The sequence below is a fragment of the Micromonospora sp. NPDC048887 genome, assembly GCF_040649715.1.
Classification (GTDB): domain Bacteria; phylum Actinomycetota; class Actinomycetes; order Mycobacteriales; family Micromonosporaceae; genus Micromonospora.
The window spans coordinates 24,251-45,491 of record NZ_JBEZGA010000025.1; the positions used below are offsets into that span (position 1 = coordinate 24,251).

Below are 21,241 nucleotides of genomic sequence, written 5' to 3' on the forward strand. Positions count from 1 at the left end.
GGCGCTCACTCGTCGGCGCCGGGCGCCACCGGGCGGGAGCGGGCGTCCACGAGCGGGTCGGGCACGGCGGTGGCCACCGGGAACGGCGGCGGCGTGCCGCCGTAGCTCGGGCACAGCGCCTGGTGGTTGCACCAGTCGCACAGGCGGCTCGGCCGGGGACGGAAGTCCTGCCGGGCGGTGGCCTGCTCGATCGCCCGCCACAGCGCCACCACAGTGCGCTCGAAGCGCACCAGCTCGTCGGCGTCCGGCGCGTAGTCGCAGACCTCGGCGTCCTTGAGGTAGAGCAGGCGCAGCACCCGCGGCACCACGCCCCGGGTGCGCCACAGCACCAGGGCGTAGAACTTGAGCTGGAACAGCGCCCGCGCCTCGAACGCCTCGCGTGGCGCCCCGCCGGTCTTGTAGTCGACCACCCGCAGCGCGCCGTCCGGCGCGACGTCGAGCCGGTCGAGGTAGCCCCGGATGAGCAGCTCGTCGTCGACCACCGCGGAGATCAGCGCCTCGCGCTCGGCCGGCTCCAGCCGACGTGGGTCCTCCACCGCGAAGTAGCCGTCCAGCAGGGCCGTCGCCGACCGGAGGAACTCCTGCGGCCCGACGGGGTCGCCGTCGGCGAACAGCGTCGCCAGCTCCGGCTCCTCGGTGACCAGACGGTCCCACTGCGGGGCGACCAGGTCACCGGCCGACTCCGGGGTGCGCGCGGCGGCCGGCAGGTCGAACAGGCGCTCCAGCACGGCGTGCACGAGTGTGCCCCGGGCCTGCTCGACGGTCGGCCGCTCGGGCAGCCTGTCGATGCTGCGGAACCGGTAGAGCAGCGGGCAGGTCTTGAAGTCGGCCGCCCGCGACGGCGACAACGAGGCCCGCACGGTGACCGGCGCCGGTGCCGCCGTCTGGTCGCCGTGACTGTCGATCATCGGTTCCGCCGTCATGCCCGGAAGGTTAGGCCACGCGTGTGACAGGGGAGTGGCCGCCGCACCGGAACATGATCGGGTTCCGGTGCGGCGGTGCGCACCGCGACGGCCCGCTCCGCGCGCTCACGTAGCATCGGGCCGGTGCAGCAGCGGAGCCGAGGACCCCGCCGGCCGGGGCTCAGCCTCGGCCGGGTGCTCGGGGTGCCGTTGCGCGTCGACGCCTCGATGCTGCTTCTCACCGTCGTGGTCACGGTGCTGTACGCCGCGCTGGCCCGCCGACAGCTCGACCTCGGCCCGCTCGGCGGCTACCTGGTCGGTCTCGGCTTCGTGATCTCGCTGCTCGGCTCCGTGCTGCTGCACGAGCTGGGGCACGCGCTGACCGCACGCCGGTACGGCATCGGTGTGCGGGGGATCACGCTGGAACTGCTCGGCGGCTACACCGAGATGGACCGCGACGCCCCCAGCCCCCGGGTCGAGCTGCTGATCTCCCTGGCCGGGCCGGCCGTCTCCGCGGTGCTCGGCGCGGGCGCGGTCGCCGCCACCCTCGCCCTGCCCGCCGGCACGCTCGGCCACCAGCTCGCCTTCCAGCTCGCGGTCAGCAACGTGGTGGTGGCGATCTTCAACAGCCTGCCCGGGCTGCCGCTGGACGGCGGCCGGGCGCTGCGCGCCGCGGTGTGGGCGCTCACCCGCGACCGGCACCGCGGCACCGAGGTGGCCGGCTGGGTGGGCCGGGCCGTCGCGCTGGGCACACTCGCGCTGGTCGTGGTGCTCACCATGCGCCGGGCGCTCGCCCCGCTGGCGCTGCCGCTGCTGCTGCTCGTCGCGCTGACGCTGTGGCGCGGCGCCGGCCAGTCGATCCGGCTGGCCCGCATCGGCCGCCGGCTGCACCTGGTCGACCTGGCCCGGCTCGCCCGCCCGGTGCTCCCGGTGCCCGCCGGCACGCCGCTGGCCGAGGCGCAGCGCCGCCGCGACGAGGCGGGCAGCCCCGACGCGGCGCTCGGCGTGGTCGACTCGGCCGGCCGCACCGTCGCCCTGGTCGACCCGGCGCGCGCCGCCGCCGTACCCCCGGAACGGAGGCCGTGGGTCGCGGTGGACGAGGTGGCCCGCGACCTGTCCGCCGTGCCGGTCCTGCCGCTCGGGACCGACGGCGAGCGGGTGCTGGAGACCGTGCGCACCCACCCGGGCGCGCAGTACGTCGTGACGGCAGGCGAAGATGTGGTCGGCGTGCTGCACATCGCGGATCTCGCCCAGCTCCTGGAACCCGAACGGAAGACGAACACGTGACCGCAGAGATCTCCACCGTCCCGGCGCTGCCCCCGGTCCACCGAGGGCCGTTCCGGCCGGGCGACCGGGTCCAGCTGACCGACCCGAAGGGCCGGATGCACACCGTGACGCTGGAGCCCGGCAAGGAGTTCCACACCCACCGCGGGATCCTCAAGCACGACACCCTGATCGGCCTGCCCGACGGCAGCGTGGTCACCACCGCCGGCGGCGGCACCGCGTTCCTGGCCCTGCGGCCGCTGCTGTCGGACTACGTGCTGTCCATGCCGCGCGGCGCCCAGGTGATCTACCCGAAGGACTCGGCGCAGATCGTCGCCATGGGCGACATCTTCCCCGGCGCCAAGGTGCTGGAGGCCGGGGCCGGGTCCGGCGCGCTGTCCTGCTCGCTGCTGCGGGCCGTCGGCACCGAGGGCGAGCTGCACTCGTTCGAGGTGCGCGACGACTTCGCCCAGATCGCCCGGCGCAACGTCGAGGCGTTCTTCAACGGCCCGCACCCGGCCTGGACCCTGCACGTCGGCGACGTCGCCGACTGCGCCGAGACCGGCTTCGACCGGATCATCCTGGACATGCTCACCCCGTGGGAGATGCTCGACATGGTCGAGCGGGCGCTCGTGCCCGGCGGCGTGCTGATCGGCTACGTGGCCACCACGCCGCAGCTGTCCGAGCTGGTCGAGGCGCTGCGCGAGCGCGGCGGCTGGACCGAGCCGCGCGCCTGGGAGTCACTCGTGCGGGACTGGCACGCCGAGGGCCTGGCGGTCCGCCCGGACCACCGGATGATCGCCCACACCGCGTTCCTGGTCTCCGCGCGCAAGCTCGCCCCCGGCGTCACCGCGCCGCCGCGCCGGCGCAAGCCCAGCAAGGGCGCCGAGGCGTACGCGCAGCGCCGCGACGCCCTGCGCGCCGCGGCGGCGGCCCGCGCGGCGCAGGAGCCGGAGCAGTCCTGACCCCCGCCGCGCGGGCGCGCGCGCACGGGCGGATCATGTGTGCCGGTGGGGACGACACCGAAGCGGGTGGAGACGGTGGCATGAGCGAGCGGATCGGGGCGCGCGTCGGGCGGCGCGCCCGTGCCGGTGACCGGGACCGGTGGCAGTACGACGGCGCGGCCGGGCGGGAGGCGGCGTGAGCGATCCCGGCTACGGCAATGGTGACCTGCCCGCCGTCTTCCCGGACTGGTCCCCCTACAAGGACCTGGAATCGGCCGCGCGGGCGTACCTGCGCGACCCGGACATCGCGCTGGAGGCGCTCGACGGCGTGCTGCGCGGCGCGTCGGTGCTCGGCTTCACGCTGGAGCGCTTCGTCAACGAGGTCAACGGGGTGTGGCAGGAGGTCGTCGTCTGCGACGGCAGTCGGCTGGTGCTCTGGCACGGCGAGGACGTCCCGCCGGGGGAGGGGCCGCCCGGCGCGATGACCTCGTCGCTGCGGGTGGTACCGCTGTCCACCGTCACCGAGGTCGGCTGCCGGCGGCGGCTCATGCGCGCCGACAACGGCACCGTACGGGTCGACAGCATCGACGTGTACCTGCTGCTCAGCTCGCTGGACGAGGCGCCGCCCAGCGACGAGGTGGTGGGCGCGCCCCGGCACGACGCGCTGCGTTTCGGCAAGACCCTCGACGACGGCGGCGCGGGGCAGATCGCCCGGCTGGAGGAGTTCGCCCGGCTGGTCGCCTCGGTCGTCGGCCGGCCGTTGCTCTGAAGGCGGACACACGACGGGCCGGGGACCACGTCCCCGGCCCGTCGCATCCGTCTCAGTCCTCGGCCTCCGGGCCGGCCACCTCGACGCCGTCGCTGCCACGCACGACGTGGATGCACTCGCCCGGGCACTCCTTCGCCGAGTCGATCACCTCGAGGCGCAGGTGCTCCGGCACGTCCACCCGGGCGCCCGGGGCCTGCCGCAGCTCGCCGTCGGGCCCCTTGACGTACGCCAGGCCGTCGACGTCGAACTCGAAGACCTCCGGCGCGTACTGCACGCAGAGCCCGTCGCCGGTGCAGAGGTCCTGATCAACCCAGACCTGCAACTGGTCGGTCGCGACGTCGGTCACGAAGCACCCCCCATGTTCTCCCGTCCCACACTCCGACGGTACCCGAACGCCCGTACCCGCCCCGCGACCAGCCCTTCGCGATCAAGCTTCGGTGACGAGCGCGTTGCTGTGGACCGAATCGGGCTCATAGCGGCTAGTGTTAGCTCAGAACGTTCAAGCCCCCCGGGGAGGTGGGACGTGGCACGCAGCGACGACGCGGACTCGCGCGCCGCACGGTGGGAAAAGGAAGCCCACGATCTCTCCACGCAGGTCGCGTTCCTGCAAGAGGAACTCGCTCTGGTGCGGCGCAAGTTGACCGAAAGCCCCCGACACGTCCGGCAGCTCGAAGAGCGGCTGGCGGCCACCCAGGCACAGTTGGCGCGGCTGACCGAGAACAACGAACGGCTCGTGAGCACCCTCAAGGAGGCTCGCGCGCAGATCGTGACGCTCAAGGAGGAGATCGACCGTCTGGCCCAGCCGCCGAGTGGCTACGGCGTCTTCCTGGCCAAGCACGACGACGGCACGGTGGACGTGTTCACCGGCGGGCGCAAGCTCCGGGTGGCCGTCTCGCCCTCGCTGGAGGTCGACGAGCTGAGCCGCGGCCAGGAGGTCCTGCTCAACGACGCGCTCAACATCGTCGACGCGTTCGGCTACGAGCGGGTCGGCGAGGTGGTGATGCTCAAGGAGATCCTGGCGGGTCCCGAGGGCGCGCCGGGTGACCGGGCGCTCGTGGTCTCGCACTCCGACGAGGAGCGGATCGTGCACCTCGCCGAGACGCTGATCGGCAGCGCGATCCGGGCCGGCGACTCGCTCATGATCGAGCCCCGCTCGGCGTACGCGTACGAGCGGATCCCGAAGAGCGAGGTCGAGGAACTGGTCCTGGAGGAGGTGCCCGACGTCAACTACGAGGACATCGGTGGCCTCCAGGCGCAGATCGAGCAGATCCGCGACGCGGTGGAGCTGCCCTTCCTGCACTCGGACCTGTTCCGCGAGCACCAGCTCCGGCCGCCGAAGGGCATCCTGCTCTACGGCCCGCCAGGCTGCGGCAAGACGCTGATCGCCAAGGCGGTGGCCAACTCGCTGGCCAAGAAGATCGCCGAGCGGGAGGGCAAGGACCGGCACACCAGCTTCTTCCTCAACATCAAGGGTCCCGAGCTGCTCAACAAGTACGTCGGTGAGACCGAGCGGCACATCCGGCTGATCTTCCAGCGGGCGCGGGAGAAGGCCGGCGAGGGCACTCCGGTGATCGTGTTCTTCGACGAGATGGACTCCGTGTTCCGCACCCGCGGCTCCGGCGTCTCCTCCGACGTGGAGAACACCATCGTCCCGCAGCTGCTCAGCGAGATCGACGGCGTCGAGGGCCTGGAGAACGTCATCGTCATCGGCGCCTCCAACCGGGAAGACATGATCGACCCGGCGATCCTGCGCCCCGGCCGGCTCGACGTGAAGATCAAGATCGAGCGGCCGGACGCCGAGGCGGCGAAGGACATCTTCTCCAAGTACATCCTCGCCGGCCTGCCGCTGCACGCCGACGACCTGGCCGAACACGACGGCGACGCCCAGGCCACCGTCGCGGCGATGATCGACGCGGTGGTCCTGCGGATGTACTCCGAGACCGAGGAGAACCGCTTCCTCGAGGTCACCTACGCCAACGGGGACAAGGAAGTCCTCTACTTCAAGGACTTCAACTCCGGCGCGATGATCCAGAACATCGTCGACCGGGGCAAGAAGATGGCCATCAAGGAGTTCCTCACCTCCGGACGCAAGGGACTGCGCCTGCAGCACCTGCTCGACGCCTGCGTCGACGAGTTCCGCGAGAACGAGGACCTGCCCAACACCACGAACCCCGACGACTGGGCCCGCATCTCCGGCAAGAAGGGCGAGCGGATCGTCTACATCCGCACGCTCGTCTCCGGCGGCAAGGGCACCGAGGCCGGACGGTCCATCGAGACCGCCAGCAACACCGGCCAATACCTGTAGTCCGGCCCTTCGACGGAGGCCCGCGGCGTACGCGCCGCGGGCCTCCGCGCGTGTCGGGGTGAGCCGCCACAACGGACCGGCGCTGCCGCGACGCCCCCTCGGCGCGTCACGCCGACTACGCTCGACATGACGGGGACCCCGAAGGCGAGCGGAGCGGGTAGGTCGATGAGCGTCAGAAGGATCATGGGCACCGAGGTCGAGTACGGCATCTCCGTGCCCGGTCAGGCCGGAGCCAACCCGATGGTCACCTCCTCGCAGGTGGTGAACGCCTACGGGGCACGGCCGGAACTCAATCGGGGCGGCCGGGCCCGTTGGGACTACGAGGAGGAGTCGCCACTGCGCGACGCCCGCGGATTCACCTACTCCGGCGCCGCGTACGACCCGGCCGAGGCGCTCGCCGACGAGGACCTCGGGCTCGCCAACGTCATACTCACGAACGGCGCCCGGCTCTACGTCGACCACGCCCACCCGGAGTACTCCACACCCGAGGTGACGAACCCGCTGGACGTGGTGCGGTGGGACAAGGCGGGGGAGCGGGTGATGGCCGAGGCGGCCCGGCGGGCCGCGACCATACCGGGCACCCAGCCGATCCACCTCTACAAGAACAACACCGACAACAAGGGCGCCAGCTACGGCGCCCACGAGAATTACCTGATGCGCCGGCAGACGCCGTTCGCCGACATCGTGGCGTACCTGACGCCGTTCTTCGTCACCCGGCAGATCGTCTGCGGCGCCGGGCGGGTCGGCATCGGCCAGGACGGCGGCCAGAGCGGTTTCCAGATCTCCCAGCGGGCCGACTTCTTCGAGGTCGAGGTGGGCCTGGAGACGACGCTCAAGCGGCCCATCATCAACACCCGGGACGAGCCGCACGCCGACGCCGACAAGTACCGCCGGCTGCACGTCATCATCGGCGACGCCAACCTCTCCGAGATCTCCACGTTCCTCAAGGTCGGCACCACCTCGCTGATCCTCGCCATGATCGAGGAGAAGGCGCTCGGCGCGGACCTGGGCATCGCCGACCCGGTGGCCGAGCTGCGGGCGGTCAGCCACGACCCGTCGCTCAAGCACCTGATGCGGATGCGCGACGGCCGCAAGCTCACCGCGCTTGACGTGCAGTGGGCGTACCTGGACCGGGTGACCTCCTTCGTGGACGACCGCTACGGCAAGGACGTCGACGCGCAGACCGCCGACGTGCTGCGCCGCTGGGAGAGCGTGCTGGACCGGCTCGGCCGGGACGCCTTCGAGTGCGCCGACGAACTGGACTGGGTGGCCAAGCTGCGGCTGCTGGAGGGCTACCGGGAGCGGGAGAAGCTCGCCTGGGGCTCGCACAAGCTGCAACTGGTCGACCTCCAGTACTCCGACGTGCGGCCGGAGAAGGGCCTCTACCACCGCCTGGTGCAGCGCGGCTCGATGAAGACGCTGCTCACCGACGAGCAGACGCGCACCGCGATGACCGAGCCGCCGGAGGACACCCGGGCCTACTTCCGGGGCCGCTGCCTGGACCGGTACGCCTCCGAGGTGGTCGCCGCGAGCTGGGACTCGGTCATCTTCGACGTGGGCCGGGAGTCGCTGGTCCGGGTGCCGATGATGGAGCCGGAGCGGGGCACGCGCGCGCACGTCGGGGAGCTGTTCGACCGCTGCGAGAGCGCCAAGGATCTGCTGGAGACGCTCACCGGCGGGTGACCATGATGCCGGAAGGCCCGCCGGGTGCCGGAAACGGGCACGCGGCGGGTCTTTCGTCGCTCCCGCGAGGTAAGTTGATCGCAGGCGATCGTGGAGGAGGCACCACCATGGCGACGCAAGAGGGTGGGCAGACCCAGTCCGGCAAGTCCCGCGAGGAGGTCGAGGAGGTCACCGCGGAGGTCAACCCCGAGGTGGCCGAGCGGCACGCCGAGATCACCGAGGACGTCGACGACCTGCTCGACGAGATCGACTCCGTCCTGGAGGAGAACGCAGAGGAGTTCGTGAGGGGATATGTGCAGAAGGGGGGTCAATAAGGCTTATGTCCGATTTGCCGGAGGCGTCGGACAAGCTTTGCCCCCAGTGCCGCCGAACGCGGCCGACGTCGGCGTTTCACCGTAATCGCCGTCGCCCGGACGGGCTGGCGTTCTACTGCACGACGGGTGCCGCTGCCCGCTCGGAGGCGAGTCGCCGCAAGCGGGGGATCGCCCCGCAGCGAAGGGCTGCCGTGCCGGTGGCGGACGGCCTCAAGTGGTGCCCCGACTGCGAACAGAGCAAGCCCGTCGACGACTTCCCGCGGACGACCAACGCCAGCGGCCGGCACAGCTACTGCAAGCCGTGCCACATGGCCCGCGGCAACGGGAGCAAGCAGCGGCTCTACGGCGGCAATCGCGGGTACCACCTGCGTCGCCGTTACGGGGTCGGGGAGAAGGAGTACCAGGAGCTCCTGGCCGAGCAAGGCCCCGATCCGGAACATCTGGACCACGATCATCGCACCGGATGGGTGCGCGGGATACTCTGCTTCAACTGCAACGGTGGTCTTGGTCAGTTCAAGGACAACCCCGACGTCCTGGCCAGGGCGATCACGTACCTGAGAGGAACCACGTGGCAGCGGGTTTTGATCCATCCGGGCGTCTTCCAGATGTGTTCACCAACGCGGGGACGTCCTCCTTCACAGCGTTCCTGAGCAAGGTGGCCCCCGAGATGCTGCCCGGCCGTCGGCCGCTGCCGCCCGGCATGGCCGCCGACATGGCGCCGCACGCGACCACCATCGTGGCCATCGCGGCCGCCGGTGGTGTGGTCATGGCCGGCGACCGGCGGGCCACGATGGGCAACCTGATCGCCCAGCGCGACATCGAGAAGGTGCACCCGGCCGACGCGTACTCGCTTGTGGGCATCGCGGGCACCGCCGGCATCGGCATCGAGCTGATGCGACTGTTCCAGGTGGAGCTGGAGCACTACGAGAAGATCGAGGGCGCGATGCTCTCGCTCGACGGCAAGGCCAACCGGCTCGCCTCGATGATCCGCGGCAACCTGGGCGCGGCCATGCAGGGCCTCGCCGTGATCCCGCTGTTCGCCGGGTTCGACCTGGCCGCGAGCGACCCGGCCCGGGCCGGGCGGATCTTCAGCTTCGACGTGACCGGCGGCCCGTACGAGGAGACCGGCTACGACGCCATCGGCTCCGGCTCGCTGTTCGCCAAGTCCGCGCTGAAGAAGCGGTTCCGGACCGGCCTGTCGGTCGAGGACGCGACGCGGCTGGCGGTCGAGGCGCTGTACGACGCGGCGGACGACGACACCGCCACCGGCGGTCCCGACCTGACCCGGCGGATCTACCCGGTGGTGATGACCGCTACCGCCGAGGGCACCCACCGGCTCACCGACGCCGAGACGGCGGCGATCGCGGAGGCCGTGGTGTCCGGCCGGATGGAGAACCCCGGCGGCTGAGTCCGCTCCGCACCGTCCACCGAGTCAGCAGTCCCGCAGAAGGAGAACCGCCGCCGTGGCCATGCAGTTCTACGCCTCGCCCGAGCAGATCATGCGCGACCGCTCCGAGCTGGCCCGTAAGGGCATCGCCCGGGGCCGCAGCGCGGTGGTCCTGAGCTACGCGGGCGGGGTGCTCTTCGTCGCCGAGAACTTGTCCAGCACGCTGCACAAGGTCAGCGAGATCTACGACCGGATCGGCTTCGCCGCGGTCGGCCGGTACAACGAGTTCGAGAACCTGCGCCGCGCGGGCGTGCGGATGGCCGACCTCAACGGGCTCAGCTACGACCGCCGGGACGTGACCGGCCTGGCGCTGGCGAACGCGTACGCGCAGACGCTGGGCGCGATCTTCACCGAGCAGTCCAAGCCGTTCGAGGTGGAGATCTGCGTGGCCGAGGTGGGCGCCACGCCCGAGGACGACTCCCTCTACCGGGTGACCTACGACGGTTCGGTGAACGACGAGCCGGGCCGGATGGCGATGGGCGGCCAGGCCGAGGCGATCAGCGGGGTGCTGAAGAACGAGCACCGGCCGGAGATGTCGCTGTCGGAGGCGGTCCGCGCCGCGATGAAGGCGCTGAGCAGCGTCGGCGGCGAGGGCGGGGCGGCCCGCACGATCGCCGCGAACCAGCTGGAGGTGGCGGTCCTGGACCGGCGCCGGGTGGGCCGTACGTTCCGGCGGATCACCGGTGCGGCACTCACCGCGCTGCTGGAGGGCGACGCCGAGGCCGACACCGCGCCGGCGCCGGGCCGGGCGAAGACGCCGGCCGCGCCGACGGAGGAGGCGAAGAAGCCGACCACGTCGGCGGGTTCGGCCGATCTGGAGGGCAACGCGGAGGACAAGCCCGCCGAGTGACGTCCGCTTGCGGACCCCGCCACCTCGCCGAGGTGGCGGGGTCTTTCGCGTACGAGGGGCGCCACCGCGCCGATCCGTGCGGGGCAGATCGCAAGCGGCGAACGTCGGCGGTGCCCATCGAGGGCTCCGGGCGGCTAATGTCTCATCATGGAGCGGCGAATCTTCGGCCTCGAAACCGAGTACGGCGTCACCTGCACCTATCGCGGGCAACGCCGACTGTCCCCCGACGAGGTCGCGCGGTACCTGTTCCGGCGGGTGGTGTCGTGGGGCCGGTCGAGCAACGTGTTCCTCCGCAACGGCGCCCGCCTCTATCTCGACGTCGGCTCGCACCCGGAGTACGCGACCCCGGAGTGCGACTCGGTGACCGACCTGGTGGCGCACGACCGGGCCGGTGAACGGATCCTGGAAGGGCTGCTCGTCGACGCGGAGAAGCGGCTGCACGACGAGGGCATCGCGGGCGAGATCTACCTGTTCAAGAACAACACCGACTCGGCCGGCAACTCGTACGGCTGCCACGAGAACTACCTGGTGTCCCGGCACGGCGAGTTCGGCCGGCTGGCCGACGTGCTCATCCCGTTCCTGGTCACCCGGCAGTTGATCTGCGGCGCGGGCAAGGTGCTGCAGACGCCGCGCGGCGCGGTCTACTGCCTGTCGCAGCGGGCCGAGCACATCTGGGAGGGTGTCTCCTCGGCGACCACCCGCAGCCGGCCGATCATCAACACCCGGGACGAGCCGCACGCGGACGCCGAGCGCTACCGGCGGCTGCACGTCATCGTCGGCGACTCGAACATGAACGAGGTCACCACACTGCTGAAGGTCGGCACGGCCGACATCGTGCTGCGGATGATCGAGGCCGGCGTGGTGATGCGCGACCTCACGCTGGAGAACCCGATCCGGGCGATCCGCGAGGTGTCGCACGACATCACCGGCCGGCGCAAGGTCCGGCTGGCCTCCGGCAAGGAGGTCTCGGCGCTGGAGATCCAGCAGGAATACCTGGCCAAGGCGACGGAGTTCGTGGAGCGCCGGGGCGGCGACCAGACCGCGAAGCGGGTGGTCGACCTGTGGGGCCGGGTGCTGCGCGCGGTCGAGACCGGCGACCTGGACCCGGTGGCGCGGGAGATCGACTGGGTCACCAAGCTGAAGCTGATCGAGCGTTACCAGCGCAAGCACGACCTGCCGCTGTCGCACCCGCGGGTGGCACAGATGGATCTGGCCTACCACGACCTGCGACGCGGCCGCGGCCTGTACGGGCTGCTGGAGCGCCGTCGCGAGGTGGACCGGGTGGCGACCGATCCGGAGATCTTCGAGGCGAAGGAGACGCCGCCGCAGACCACCCGGGCGCGGCTGCGCGGCGAGTTCATCCGGCACGCCCAGGAGAAGCGGCGGGACTTCACCGTGGACTGGGTGCACCTGAAGCTGAACGACCAGGCGCAGCGCACGGTGCTGTGCAAGGACCCGTTCCGGGCGTACGACGAGCGGGTGGAGCGCCTGATCGCGAGCATGTGATCGTCACGGGCGGCCGGTGCCCGGCACCGGCCGCCCGTCCACAGGTACGCTGGCGTCGCGATGAACACTTCCGAATCCGCCGGCGGGTCCGGCCGCGAGACGTCCTCGGACCGTGACGGCGCCGAGAAGCTCAACTGGATCGACCGCCGCCGGGAGAAGATCCGCGCCGAGATCGAACGCAACCGTCGTGGCGACTACACGGTCCCGACGTGGGTGCTGGCGGCGGCGCTGGTGCTGATCGTCGGTGGCTGGCTGGCGTTGATCCTGCTGCTCGGCTGAGTTCGGGGGCGGCTCAGTTGTACGGCATCCGGGGGAACCAGCCGAAGCCGAACATCGCCGGGACCCGGATGTCCCAGTAGATGACGGTGAAGACGCCGAGCGCGACGAGCAGCGCTCCGGTGACGGCGGCGGCGCGGCGGGGGTTGGCCATCCAGGAGAGGAAGCGTCCCCGGCTGATCGCCACGACGATGACGAAGATGGCCGTGACGAGCAGGATGTTCCCGAGGGACTGCAACGTGAACGCCAGCGCCCCGTAGAGCGGGTTGCCGGAGTCGACGGCCCAGTGGAACAGCTTGTTGAACAGCGGGTAGGGCCGGCCGACGAGGAACCCGCCGACGAGCGCGCCGATGGTGATCACCCGGGCGATGGGCCGGTGCGCGAAGACGTCCGGCACGAGCTTGAGCGCGGCGACCCCGAGGTAGGTGAGGGCGAGTCCGATGACGCCGAAGACGACCGACGACTGGATGAGGCGTACCGGAATGCCGTCGACCGTCTCGGTGGACAGCTGGGGCAGCCGGTCGCCGAGCAGCACGCCGATGATTCCGTAGCCGGCCGAGACGACGACCATGCCGAGGGCGAGCCAGCCGACCGGGCGCAGCAGGGCGCGCAGCGCGGTCCGGGTGCCGCCGGCGGGGTCGGCGTCCGAGACCTGGCTCATCGGCCCGATCGAGGCCGCCACCGCGATGTTGCAGGCGGTGAAGGTGCCGGCGAAGCCGGAGACGAACGCGAAGAGCAGCCCGGCGGCGGTGCCGGTGAGGGCGGTCTCCTTGGCGTCGTGGCCGAGCACGGTGTTCGCGACGTTGTCGCCGATGACCTTGTCGACCAGCTCGAAGGACCACAGGACGGCCAGCAGCAGGCCGGCTGCCGCGCTGATCAGGGCGAGTCGGAGGGGATGCGGCGGGCGGTGGGTGGAGATCCCGGCGTCGGGGGTCGCGTCCGGGAGCTGTCGCAGGGCCATGGGGTCGCCTCCTAACGGCGGCCAGCCGCGTTTCCCGCCCGGCTGCCTGGCACGGGCGGCGTTGACGGGTGGCCGGAGTCGAGTTCCCGGACAGTATGTGGAGGCCGTTCGGGCCCTGCTCCTTCCAACGTGCTGACTGTTTTCGGCGGCCTGCCCGGCGCCGGGGTTGACAGCACGGGGCGAAGCCGCCGCACGCGCGGGCCGCCGGCCATCTCGTCGCGAACGGCTACCGGGCGAGCTGAGGGCGGTGGGGCTCAGCCGAGCAGACGGGCCGCGTGGCGGCCGGCGGCGGCCGCGGCCAGGAAGTAGGCGTGGTCGGCGTCCAGGCCCCGGCCCATCGTGGACAGGCCGACCGGGCTGGCCCGCAGCGCCGCGTCGAGGCCGTCGGCGGGCACGGTGACGATCGTGTGCCGGCCGGCCAGCGGCGCCAGCGCCGCGGCGACCTCCGCCGCCAGGGCGGGGTCGAGGCCGTCCGGCACCACCAGCTCGGCGCGGGCCAGCGCGACCCGGCCGTACGCGGTCAGGCTGTGGTGGGAGACGCCACGGTGCCGGGACCGGGCGTCGGCGTCGGAGATGCGCAGCGAGCCGACCGGGCGCCCGCCCAGCGTGGCGACGGCGTTGACCGCCTCGCCGACGGCGACGCCGGAGAAGCCCCAGCGGGTGCCGGTGCCGAGGTTCCCGGGCCCCTGGGCGACGATCGTCAGGTCCGCGCCGAGCACGTGCCGGGCGGCGAGCAGGCCGCTGTGCAGGGTGGTGGCCTCCAGGTCGCCGCCGAACGCCTGGCCCACGCTGACCGTGCCGGCGAGGTGCCCGGACAGGCCGGCCAGGGTCCGCGAGAACCAGGCGGGCAGCGCGCCGCCGTCGGTCAGCACGTACGCCACCCGCGCGCCGGGCGCGTCGGCGCGTACCCCGGCGAGGATCGCCGGCAGCGCGGAGTGCAGGTCGGCGGTGACCACCGGCATGCCGTCGACGGTGTCGGCGGCGGCCAGCGTGTCGTGGTGCGGTGAGGCCTCCTCGTCCACGCCGAGCAGGATCGGTTGCAGCGGCGTGTAGCGGGCCTTGACCAGGTGCCCGTCGTCGCGGCTGTCGCCGGCCTGCGGCGGGTCCGGGGGCAGCCGGTCGGGCAGCGCGACGACCAGGGCGTAGCCGCCGGTGCCGAGGCCCATCAGCAGTGCGCCGGCGTTCAGCAGCACCCGGTCGCCGGGTTCGGGCTCGCCGACCAGGGCCGGGTAGGCCAGGGCGCGCATCCGGGCGCCGTCGGGCAGCTCGACGTCGAGTTCGACGGCACCGGTCCACCGCCGCCGTACCGCAGTGACCGTGCCGGACCGCCATCGCACCATGCGGTGCACGGTATCGGCCGGGGTGCGGGCGGGCCGGGGGCGGGTCAGGTGTCGCCGTCGAGCGGGCGGCCTGCCTCGTCCTGGGTGGTGCGGGCGGGCCGGCCGGCCGAGCGGGACCGGGTGGGGTCGAGGAAGACGTACGCGATCTCCGGGAAGTGCCCGGTGAGCCGGCGTTCGGCCTCGTCCGCGGCGGCCTCGATGTCGGCGCCGGTGGCGTCGTCGCGGAAGTCGACCTTGGCGGCGACGAGGATGTCGTCCGGGCCGAGGAACATGGTCATCAGCGTGTCGACCCGGTCCACCGTCGGGACGTCCGCCAGTTCCCGTTCGATGCGCTGGTGCAGCCGGTCGGACACCGAGCGGCCGACCAGCAGCGAGATGTTGCTGCGGGCCAGGATCGCGGCGACCACCAGCAGCAGCACGCCGATGAGGATGGAGGCGACGCCGTCGTACAGCTCGTCGCCGGTCAGGTGCGACAGGGTGAGCCCGCCGGCGGCGATCAGCAGGCCGATCAGCGCGGCGCGTCCTCCAGGAAGACCGCAGCGCCAGGTAGAGCAGCACCTCGGTGGTGGTGTCGGCGAGCGAGTGGGCGGCCTCGGAGAGCATCGCCGCGGAGCCGGAGATCAGGCCCGCTACCAGCTTCGCGACCGCGATGGCGAGGTTCGCCGCGCCGGCCACCACGACCGTGCCGACGCTCTCGGTCTTGACCTCCGGCTCCGCCATGCGCTCACCCTATGACCGGTCGATGTCCGACGCCGGGTGGGAAGACCCCCGCGCCGCGCCGCGCGGGTGCCCGCGCCGGACGCGCGGGCTGCTAGCGTTTGCACGTGTCCCGGACCCGTACCGAACGCCTGGTCAACCTGGTGATCTGCCTGCTGTCGACGCGACGCTTCCTGACCGCCGCGCAGATCGCCGCGACCGTGCCCGGCTACGAGCACGACCCGGACGACGCCAAGGACCACGAGGCGTTCCAGCGCAAGTTCGAGCGCGACAAGGCCGAGCTGCGTGAGCTGGGGGTGCCGCTGGAGACCGGCACGGCGAGCGTCTTCGACGCCGAGCCGGGCTACCGGATCGCGCCGCGCGCGTACGCGTTGCCCGATATTCCGCTCGAACCGGACGAGGCCGCGGCGGTGGGCATCGCGGCCCGGCTGTGGCAGCACGCCGGGCTGGCCGCCGCCGCGTCGTCCGGGCTGGCGAAGCTGCGCGCCGCCGGAATCGACGTGGATCCGCAGGCCACGCTGGGCCTGGAGCCGATGGTCACGGTCGACCCGGCGTTCGCGCCGCTCACCGCCGCCGCGCGGGACCGGCGCGAGGTCAGCTTCGACTACCGCGTGCCGGACCGGGACGCGTCCAGCCGCCGCCGGGTCCAGCCGTGGGGCGTGGTCTGCTGGCGGGGCCGGTGGTATGTCGTGGGCCACGACCTGGACCGCGCGGCGACCCGCTGCTTCCGGCTGTCCCGGGTGGTCGGCACGGTCCGGGCGACCGGCGAGCCGGGCGCCTACGAGCCGCCCGCCGGGGTCGACCTGATCAGCCACGTGGCCCGCTGGTCCGGGCCGGTGGAGCGCACCGGCCGGGCCACCGTGCTGGCCACGCCGGGCCGCGCGGCCGGGCTGCGCCGCTGGGCGGTGGAGTGCCAGGCCGGTCCGGACGGCGACCGGCTGGTGCTGCCGTACGCCGACGCCGACTACCTGGCCGGCCAGATCGTCGGGTACGGCCCGGACGTGCGCGTGCTGGAGCCACCGGAGGTGCGGGAGTCGGTCATCCAGCGGCTCAAGGAGGTGGCCGCCCGCCACGACGAGCTGGCGGTCGCCGGAGGTGCCCGGTGACCCGCCCGGCGGCCCGCGCGGGCCGTGCCTCGGCCGACCGGCTGGCCCGGCTGCTCAACCTGGTGCCCTACCTGCTGGCCCGTCCCGGCATCGAGATCGCCGAGGCGGCGCACGACCTCGGGGTGACCGAGAAGCAGCTCCGGGAGGACCTGGAACTGCTCTGGGTGTGCGGGCTGCCCGGCTACGGCCCCGGTGACCTGATCGACATGGCGTTCGACGGCGACCGGGTGACGATCACCTACGACGCCGGCATCGACCGCCCGCTGCGGCTCACCCCGGACGAGGCCCTGGCCCTGGTGGTGGCGCTGCGGATGATCGCCGAGACGCCCGGCGTGGCCAACCGCGAGGCGGTCGAGCGGGCACTCGCCAAGATCGAGAGCGCCGCCGGTGACCTGGCCGGAGCGCCGGTCGAGGTCCGCCTGCCCGGCGACACCGCCCGGGTACGCGAGCTGCGCGCCGCCGTCGAGCGCGGCCGGGCGCTGCGGATCACCTACTACACGGCGGCCCGGGACGAGACCACCGAGCGCACCATCGACCCGCTGCGGATGCTGATGGTCGGCGGCCGGGCGTACGTGGAGGCGTGGTGCCGCCGGGCCGAGGCGGTGCGGCTGTTCCGGGCCGACCGGATCGACGCGGTGACCGAGCTGCCGGAGCAGGCGGTCGTGCCGCCGCAGGCCCGCCCGCACGACCTCAGCGACGGGGTGTTCCGCCCGTCGGCCGACCTGCCGCTGATCACGCTGCGGATCGGGCGGGGCGAGCGGTGGATCACCGAATACTATCCGTGCGAGCGGGTCGAGGCCGACGGCGAGCAGTGGCTGGTGTCGTTGCGCGTCACCGACCTCGGGTGGGCCCGGCGGTTCGTGCTCGGGCTGGGCCCGGAGGTCACCGTGGTGGCCCCGGCGGAGCTGGCCGACCAGGTACGCGCCCAGGCCGTGGCCGCGCTCGACGCGTACGCCACCCCGGCCGGCAGCGCCGACCCGGCGGCGGTCGGCGGCACCCGATAGGCTGACCGCCGTGGTGATGTGGATCGTGCTCGGGGTCGTGGTGTTCGCGCTGGTCGTACTGGCCCTGGCGATCCGTCCGGTGGTGAGCCGGCTGCCGGGGCTGCGCCGTTCCGCGCTGGCCCTGCAGCGCCGGGCAGCCGAGGCGGAGTCGCTGCGCGACGCCGCCGAGCAGTTGCAGGCGCGGGCCGAGTCGCTCCAGGCGCGGGCGGTGCTCGCCCAGGAGCGGATCGAGCTGATCAAGGCCAAACGCGGCGACTGATCGACGATCGTCGGCCAGTTGAGCGCCGTTTGCGCGCTCCTGGGCGGTTCCGCGCAGAAATGCACGGTGCCGGATGGTTGACGGGACACTCCGGGTTGGCCGAAACTTCACCGATCGGGCCCGCACGAGCAGGCCCGCGGGGGTGGCAAGGCGCTGCTACGCACGTACGATGGGCGACGACCCACCCCTCACTACTACACAGAGCGACTGGAGCTTCCCATGGGTGCCCTCAAGCCGTGGCACATCGCCGTACTCGTGGTCGTGCTGATCCTGCTGTTCGGCGCGAAGCGGCTCCCCGACGCGGCCCGCTCGCTGGGCCGCTCGCTGCGGATCATCAAGGCCGAGACCAAGAGCCTGCACGACGACGACCGCGATCTCGCCGAGAAGGCCGACGCGCAGGCCGGCTACCAGCCGCTCCAGCCGCAGCAGCCGGTGCAGGGGCAGCCGTACGTCCAGGGCCAGCAGCAGTACGCCCAGCAGCCGTACGCGCCGCAGCCGCAGCAGCCCGTGGCCCCGCCGGCCGACCCGGTGCAGCGCGTCCGCGAGAACTGATCCGAGAGGGCCTCAATCACCGTGGCCTTCGGGTTGAAGAAGCGCGGCCCGAGCAACTTCGCGCGGGCCGCCGACGGCTCGATGACGCTCATGGAGCACATCCGTGAGCTGCGCAACCGGCTGTTCCGGGCGTCGCTGGCGATCCTGGTCGGCTTCGGCTTCGGCGTGTGGCTGTCCGGGCCGGTGCTGCACATCCTGCAGAAGCCCTACTGCGACCTGCCCAAGGCGCGGTTGATCGACGGCAACTGCAACTTCGTCCAGCTCGGTCCCGCCGACCTGTTCCTGCTGCAGATGAAGGTGGCCCTCTGGGTCGGCCTGATCATCGCCGCGCCGATCTGGCTCTACCAGCTCTGGGCGTTCATCGCGCCGGGCCTGCACCGGCACGAGCGGCGGTACGCGTACTTCTTCACCGCGCTGGCGGCCCCGCTGTTCGCCGCCGGCGCGGTCCTGGCGTACTTCGTCACGTCCAAAGGGCTGGAGTTCCTGCTCAACGTCTCCGGCGGCGGCGACGTCACCACCACGCTCGACATCACCCGCTACGTCGGGTTCGTCACGAACCTGATTCTGCTGTTCGGGGTGGCCTTCGAGTTCCCGTTGATCGTGCTGATGCTCAACTTCGTCGGCATGGCCAGCGCCAAGCGGCTGCTGAGCTGGTGGCGGGTGGCGGTGTTCGTGTTCTTCGCGTTCTCCGCGGTGGTCACGCCGACGCCCGACCCGTTCGGCATGACCGCGCTGGCGATCTGCCTCTGCGCGCTCTACTTCGCCGCGGTGGGGGTGGCGTTCCTCAACGACAGGCGGCGCGGTCGCGGGCGTGAGGCCTACGCCGGCATCGCCGACGACGAGGTGTCACCGCTGGACCTGTCGGACGAGCCGGTGCCCGCCGGTGGCCGGATCGAGGCGTCCGAGCCGATCGGCGTACCCGAGCCGATCGTCGCCCCGAAGCCGATCGAACGCCGCTACGACGACATGACCTGACCGATCCTGCTCACCTCCGGACGCCGTCCCCGCTCCACGGGGACGGCGTCCGCGTCTCCGCCCCTCGCCGCCCTTCCGAGGACGCCGACACCCCGCCCCGCGCCGATCTTGGACATGGCGCCCCTCGGATGCCGGAAATCCGCACTTTGCCCGGGCCGAAACTGCAAGATCGCCGGGGCGCGGGCCGGGGGCGCGGGCCGGGGCCGGTCAGGTTAGGCGGTGGGCTGTTTCGGGGCGGGGTGGGGGGACGGCGTCGGGGTGCAGGATCGCGGCTATCGTCTCGGCGCCGTCGACCAGGCGCGGGCCGGCGCGCACGATCAGACCGTCCGCGTCCAGCGCCCACACCTGCGCGTCCGGGAAGTGCCCGGCCACCGCGGCGGCCTGCTCGGCCGCGCCGTCGAGGCGGAACCCGCACGGCGCGACCAGCACCACCTCGGGGCGGGCGGCCCGCAGGGCCTCCCAGGTGGTCGGCGCGGACCGGGCGCCCCGGTGGGTGGCGACCGGCTCGCCGCCGGCGACGTCGACCAGGTCCGGGATCCAGTGCCCGGCGCCGAACGGCGGGTCCACCCATTCGACCACCGCGACCCGCCGCCGGGGCCGGCCCGCCACCGCCGCGCCGACCGCCGCGAGCCGGGCACGCAGGCCGTCGACCAGGGCCTCCGCGCGATCCGGCACCCGGGCCGCCGCGCCCACCGCGCGGATCGACTCCAGCACGTCGTCGAGGGTGTACGGGTCGAGCGACAGCACGTCGGCCCGGCACCCCAGGTGCTCCACGGCGTCGGCGACCCGGCCCGAGGGGAGCGCGCAGACGCGGCACAGGTCCTGGGTGAGGATCAGGTCCGGGTCCAGCCCGGCGAGCGCGCCGGCGTGCAGCGTGTAGAGGTCGGCACCGGCCGCTACCTGCGCCCGGACGTACGCGTCGATGTCGCCGGGACTCATGCCCCGGGTGTCCCGGCCGCCGACGACCACAGTGGTGCCCGACCGGTACGACGCGGGCACCTCGCACTCGAACGTGACACCGACGAGGTCGTCGCCGAGGCCGAGCGCGTACACGATCTCGGTGGCGGAGGGGAGCAGGGAGACCAGCCGCATGCCGTCATCATGCCCGCACGCTCCACGGCGGGTCCGGGCGGACATCGGACCGCCCTCGGGCCTTGCCGGGACGCCGTGCCCGCTTAGACTCTGCTGACTCCGCCGAGCCCCCCGGGCGGTGTGCCGGGGTGCGTCGGCGCCCCGTTCCGGTCAGCCCGCCTGACCTGCGCTCCGGAGAACCCGATGAAGAGCCGTACCGCCGCCGTCCTGACCGTCCTCTGCGCGGCCACCGCGCTCACCGCCTGTGGTGACGACGAGCCCGCGCCGAAAGGCCAGCAGGTGCCGGTGACCGCCACCGACACCAGCTGCGAGGTCACCACCACGCTGTTCACCCCGGGCACCGTCACCTTCACCGTGACCAACCGGGGTCAGCAGGCCACCGGCGTCTACGTGTACGGCCGGGAGGGCGACGCCTTCACGAAGGTGATCGCCGAGGTCGCGGACGTGCCGGCCGGCCGCACCGGCGACCTGCGCGCCTCGCTGCAGACCGGCACGTACGAGGTGGCCTGCAAGCCCGGCCGGCAGGGCGACGGCGTCCGGACCAAGATCACTGTCTCCGACGACGGCAACCTGGCCAGCGCCGCCGCCGAGGTGGCCTACGACAGGTCGGTGGCGATCGAGCTGACCGACGACGCGATCAGCGGCGTGGACGCCCTGATCGCCGAGCCCGGCGAGAAGCTCGCGTTCAAGGTGACGAACAAGACCGCCGGGGCCCGGACGCTGTACGTGCTCAACCCCGACGGCAAGCGGGTCGCCGAGATGAAGGCGGAGGCCAACGGCACTGCCGAGACGGTGGTGACGCTCGGCGCGGCGGGGGACTGGTCGCTGAAGGTCAAGGGCGACGGCGTGCCTTCGGTGAGCAAGCGGCTGGTGGTGCGCTGACGCGAGAGGCGTCGATCCGAAGCCGGTCGATCCGGGTGCATCCACCGGGGACGGTCCGGGCGAAGCAATGGTCGTGACGACAGTCACGGACCTG

Annotated in this window: 23 protein-coding genes and 1 pseudogene; 17 read left to right on the forward strand and 7 right to left on the reverse strand. The window is 72.5% G+C overall.

The genetic code is table 11. From position 1 onward, the window contains the following. Positions 1-5: 5 nt before the first annotated feature. Positions 6-908, reverse strand: a complete 903-nt coding sequence (locus AB0C17_RS27395) for a PD-(D/E)XK nuclease family protein (protein WP_357384644.1) — start codon at positions 906-908, stop codon at positions 6-8. A 222-nt stretch (positions 909-1,130) separates the two neighbouring features. On the opposite strand from AB0C17_RS27395, the gene AB0C17_RS27400 reads away from it, so the two are divergent. From AB0C17_RS27400 to AB0C17_RS27410, 3 genes are all read left to right on the forward strand, one after another. Then, entirely contained in the window at positions 1,131-2,189 is a 1,059-nt protein-coding gene (locus AB0C17_RS27400; protein ID WP_357481178.1) for a M50 family metallopeptidase, read from the forward strand. Further along, a complete protein-coding gene (locus AB0C17_RS27405) occupies positions 2,186-3,130 on the forward strand; it encodes a tRNA (adenine-N1)-methyltransferase (protein WP_357384337.1) in 945 nt (314 codons plus the stop codon). Before AB0C17_RS27400 ends, AB0C17_RS27405 begins: the two co-directional genes overlap by 4 nt. 175 nt (positions 3,131-3,305) lie before the next feature. Next, positions 3,306-3,878 (forward strand): hypothetical protein, encoded by a 573-nt coding sequence (locus AB0C17_RS27410; RefSeq protein ID WP_357384339.1) that lies wholly within the window; start codon positions 3,306-3,308, stop codon positions 3,876-3,878. A gap of 52 nt (positions 3,879-3,930) precedes the next feature. Here AB0C17_RS27410 and AB0C17_RS27415 read toward each other — a convergent pair whose 3' ends face one another. Further along, positions 3,931-4,224, reverse strand: coding sequence for a ferredoxin (locus tag AB0C17_RS27415; protein WP_013286103.1), 294 nt, complete (start codon positions 4,222-4,224; stop codon positions 3,931-3,933). Between the two features lie 177 nt (positions 4,225-4,401). Here AB0C17_RS27415 and arc point away from each other — a divergent pair, with 177 nt between their 5' ends. From arc to AB0C17_RS27455, 8 genes are all read left to right on the forward strand, one after another. Next, on the forward strand, positions 4,402-6,183 hold the full coding sequence (gene arc / locus AB0C17_RS27420) for a proteasome ATPase (RefSeq protein ID WP_357481134.1): 1,782 nt from the start codon (positions 4,402-4,404) through the stop codon (positions 6,181-6,183). Between the two features lie 165 nt (positions 6,184-6,348). After that, on the forward strand, positions 6,349-7,866 hold the full coding sequence (gene dop, locus AB0C17_RS27425; RefSeq protein ID WP_357384343.1) for a depupylase/deamidase Dop: 1,518 nt from the start codon (positions 6,349-6,351) through the stop codon (positions 7,864-7,866). Between the two features lie 107 nt (positions 7,867-7,973). After that, positions 7,974-8,180, forward strand: a complete 207-nt coding sequence (locus AB0C17_RS27430) for a ubiquitin-like protein Pup (protein ID WP_357384345.1) — start codon at positions 7,974-7,976, stop codon at positions 8,178-8,180. 191 nt (positions 8,181-8,371) lie between these two features. Next, positions 8,372-8,830, forward strand: coding sequence for an endonuclease VII domain-containing protein (locus AB0C17_RS27435; protein ID WP_357481136.1), 459 nt, complete (start codon positions 8,372-8,374; stop codon positions 8,828-8,830). After that, a complete protein-coding gene (prcB, locus tag AB0C17_RS27440; RefSeq protein WP_357384349.1) occupies positions 8,749-9,588 on the forward strand; it encodes a proteasome subunit beta in 840 nt (279 codons plus the stop codon). The genes AB0C17_RS27435 and prcB overlap by 82 nt, the downstream gene beginning before the upstream one ends. A gap of 55 nt (positions 9,589-9,643) precedes the next feature. Then, positions 9,644-10,477 carry a proteasome subunit alpha gene (prcA, locus tag AB0C17_RS27445; protein ID WP_357384351.1) on the forward strand — a complete coding sequence of 278 codons (834 nt, stop codon included), beginning with the start codon at positions 9,644-9,646 and terminating at the stop codon, positions 10,475-10,477. 147 nt (positions 10,478-10,624) lie between these two features. Continuing rightward, positions 10,625-11,983: a Pup--protein ligase gene (gene pafA, locus AB0C17_RS27450; protein ID WP_013286109.1), complete on the forward strand. Its 1,359-nt coding sequence runs from the start codon at positions 10,625-10,627 to the stop codon at positions 11,981-11,983. A gap of 60 nt (positions 11,984-12,043) precedes the next feature. Further along, on the forward strand, positions 12,044-12,262 hold the full coding sequence (locus tag AB0C17_RS27455) for a hypothetical protein (protein ID WP_357384353.1): 219 nt from the start codon (positions 12,044-12,046) through the stop codon (positions 12,260-12,262). Positions 12,263-12,275: 13 nt separating this feature from the next. On the opposite strand, the gene AB0C17_RS27460 is transcribed toward AB0C17_RS27455, so the two are convergent. From AB0C17_RS27460 to AB0C17_RS27475, 4 genes and pseudogenes are all read right to left on the reverse strand, one after another. Next, entirely contained in the window at positions 12,276-13,220 is a 945-nt protein-coding gene (locus AB0C17_RS27460; RefSeq protein ID WP_357384355.1) for a hypothetical protein, read from the reverse strand. A gap of 254 nt (positions 13,221-13,474) precedes the next feature. After that, positions 13,475-14,560 (reverse strand): DUF3866 family protein, encoded by a 1,086-nt coding sequence (locus AB0C17_RS27465; RefSeq protein WP_357384648.1) that lies wholly within the window; start codon positions 14,558-14,560, stop codon positions 13,475-13,477. Positions 14,561-14,604: 44 nt separating this feature from the next. Continuing rightward, complete coding sequence (locus tag AB0C17_RS27470; RefSeq protein WP_357384660.1) at positions 14,605-14,979, reverse strand: hypothetical protein; 375 nt, start codon at positions 14,977-14,979, stop codon at positions 14,605-14,607. 163 nt (positions 14,980-15,142) lie between these two features. Further along, positions 15,143-15,280, reverse strand: a pseudogene (locus AB0C17_RS27475) (cation transporter); the annotation flags it as partial. A gap of 104 nt (positions 15,281-15,384) precedes the next feature. On the opposite strand from AB0C17_RS27475, the gene AB0C17_RS27480 reads away from it, so the two are divergent. The 5 genes from AB0C17_RS27480 (at position 15,385) to tatC (ending at position 19,173) form a co-directional block, all read left to right on the forward strand. Further along, positions 15,385-16,383, forward strand: coding sequence for a WYL domain-containing protein (locus AB0C17_RS27480; RefSeq protein ID WP_357473421.1), 999 nt, complete (start codon positions 15,385-15,387; stop codon positions 16,381-16,383). Then, positions 16,380-17,387: a YafY family protein gene (locus AB0C17_RS27485; RefSeq protein ID WP_357384359.1), complete on the forward strand. Its 1,008-nt coding sequence runs from the start codon at positions 16,380-16,382 to the stop codon at positions 17,385-17,387. The genes AB0C17_RS27480 and AB0C17_RS27485 overlap by 4 nt, the downstream gene beginning before the upstream one ends. A gap of 10 nt (positions 17,388-17,397) precedes the next feature. Next, positions 17,398-17,646 carry a hypothetical protein gene (locus AB0C17_RS27490; RefSeq protein WP_357384361.1) on the forward strand — a complete coding sequence of 83 codons (249 nt, stop codon included), beginning with the start codon at positions 17,398-17,400 and terminating at the stop codon, positions 17,644-17,646. A 219-nt stretch (positions 17,647-17,865) separates the two neighbouring features. Further along, positions 17,866-18,198, forward strand: a complete 333-nt coding sequence (gene tatA / locus AB0C17_RS27495; protein ID WP_120570072.1) for a Sec-independent protein translocase subunit TatA — start codon at positions 17,866-17,868, stop codon at positions 18,196-18,198. Positions 18,199-18,219: 21 nt separating this feature from the next. After that, positions 18,220-19,173: a twin-arginine translocase subunit TatC gene (tatC, locus tag AB0C17_RS27500; protein WP_357473429.1), complete on the forward strand. Its 954-nt coding sequence runs from the start codon at positions 18,220-18,222 to the stop codon at positions 19,171-19,173. A gap of 207 nt (positions 19,174-19,380) precedes the next feature. Here the strand turns inward: tatC and AB0C17_RS27505 are convergent, their stop codons facing one another. After that, the gene (locus AB0C17_RS27505) at positions 19,381-20,265 is read right to left on the reverse strand and encodes an ABC transporter substrate-binding protein (protein WP_350816952.1); all 885 of its coding nucleotides are present in this window, start codon (positions 20,263-20,265) and stop codon (positions 19,381-19,383) included. A gap of 183 nt (positions 20,266-20,448) precedes the next feature. Here AB0C17_RS27505 and AB0C17_RS27510 point away from each other — a divergent pair, with 183 nt between their 5' ends. Then, on the forward strand, positions 20,449-21,147 hold the full coding sequence (locus AB0C17_RS27510) for a hypothetical protein (RefSeq protein WP_357384369.1): 699 nt from the start codon (positions 20,449-20,451) through the stop codon (positions 21,145-21,147). Positions 21,148-21,241 lie beyond the last annotated feature (94 nt).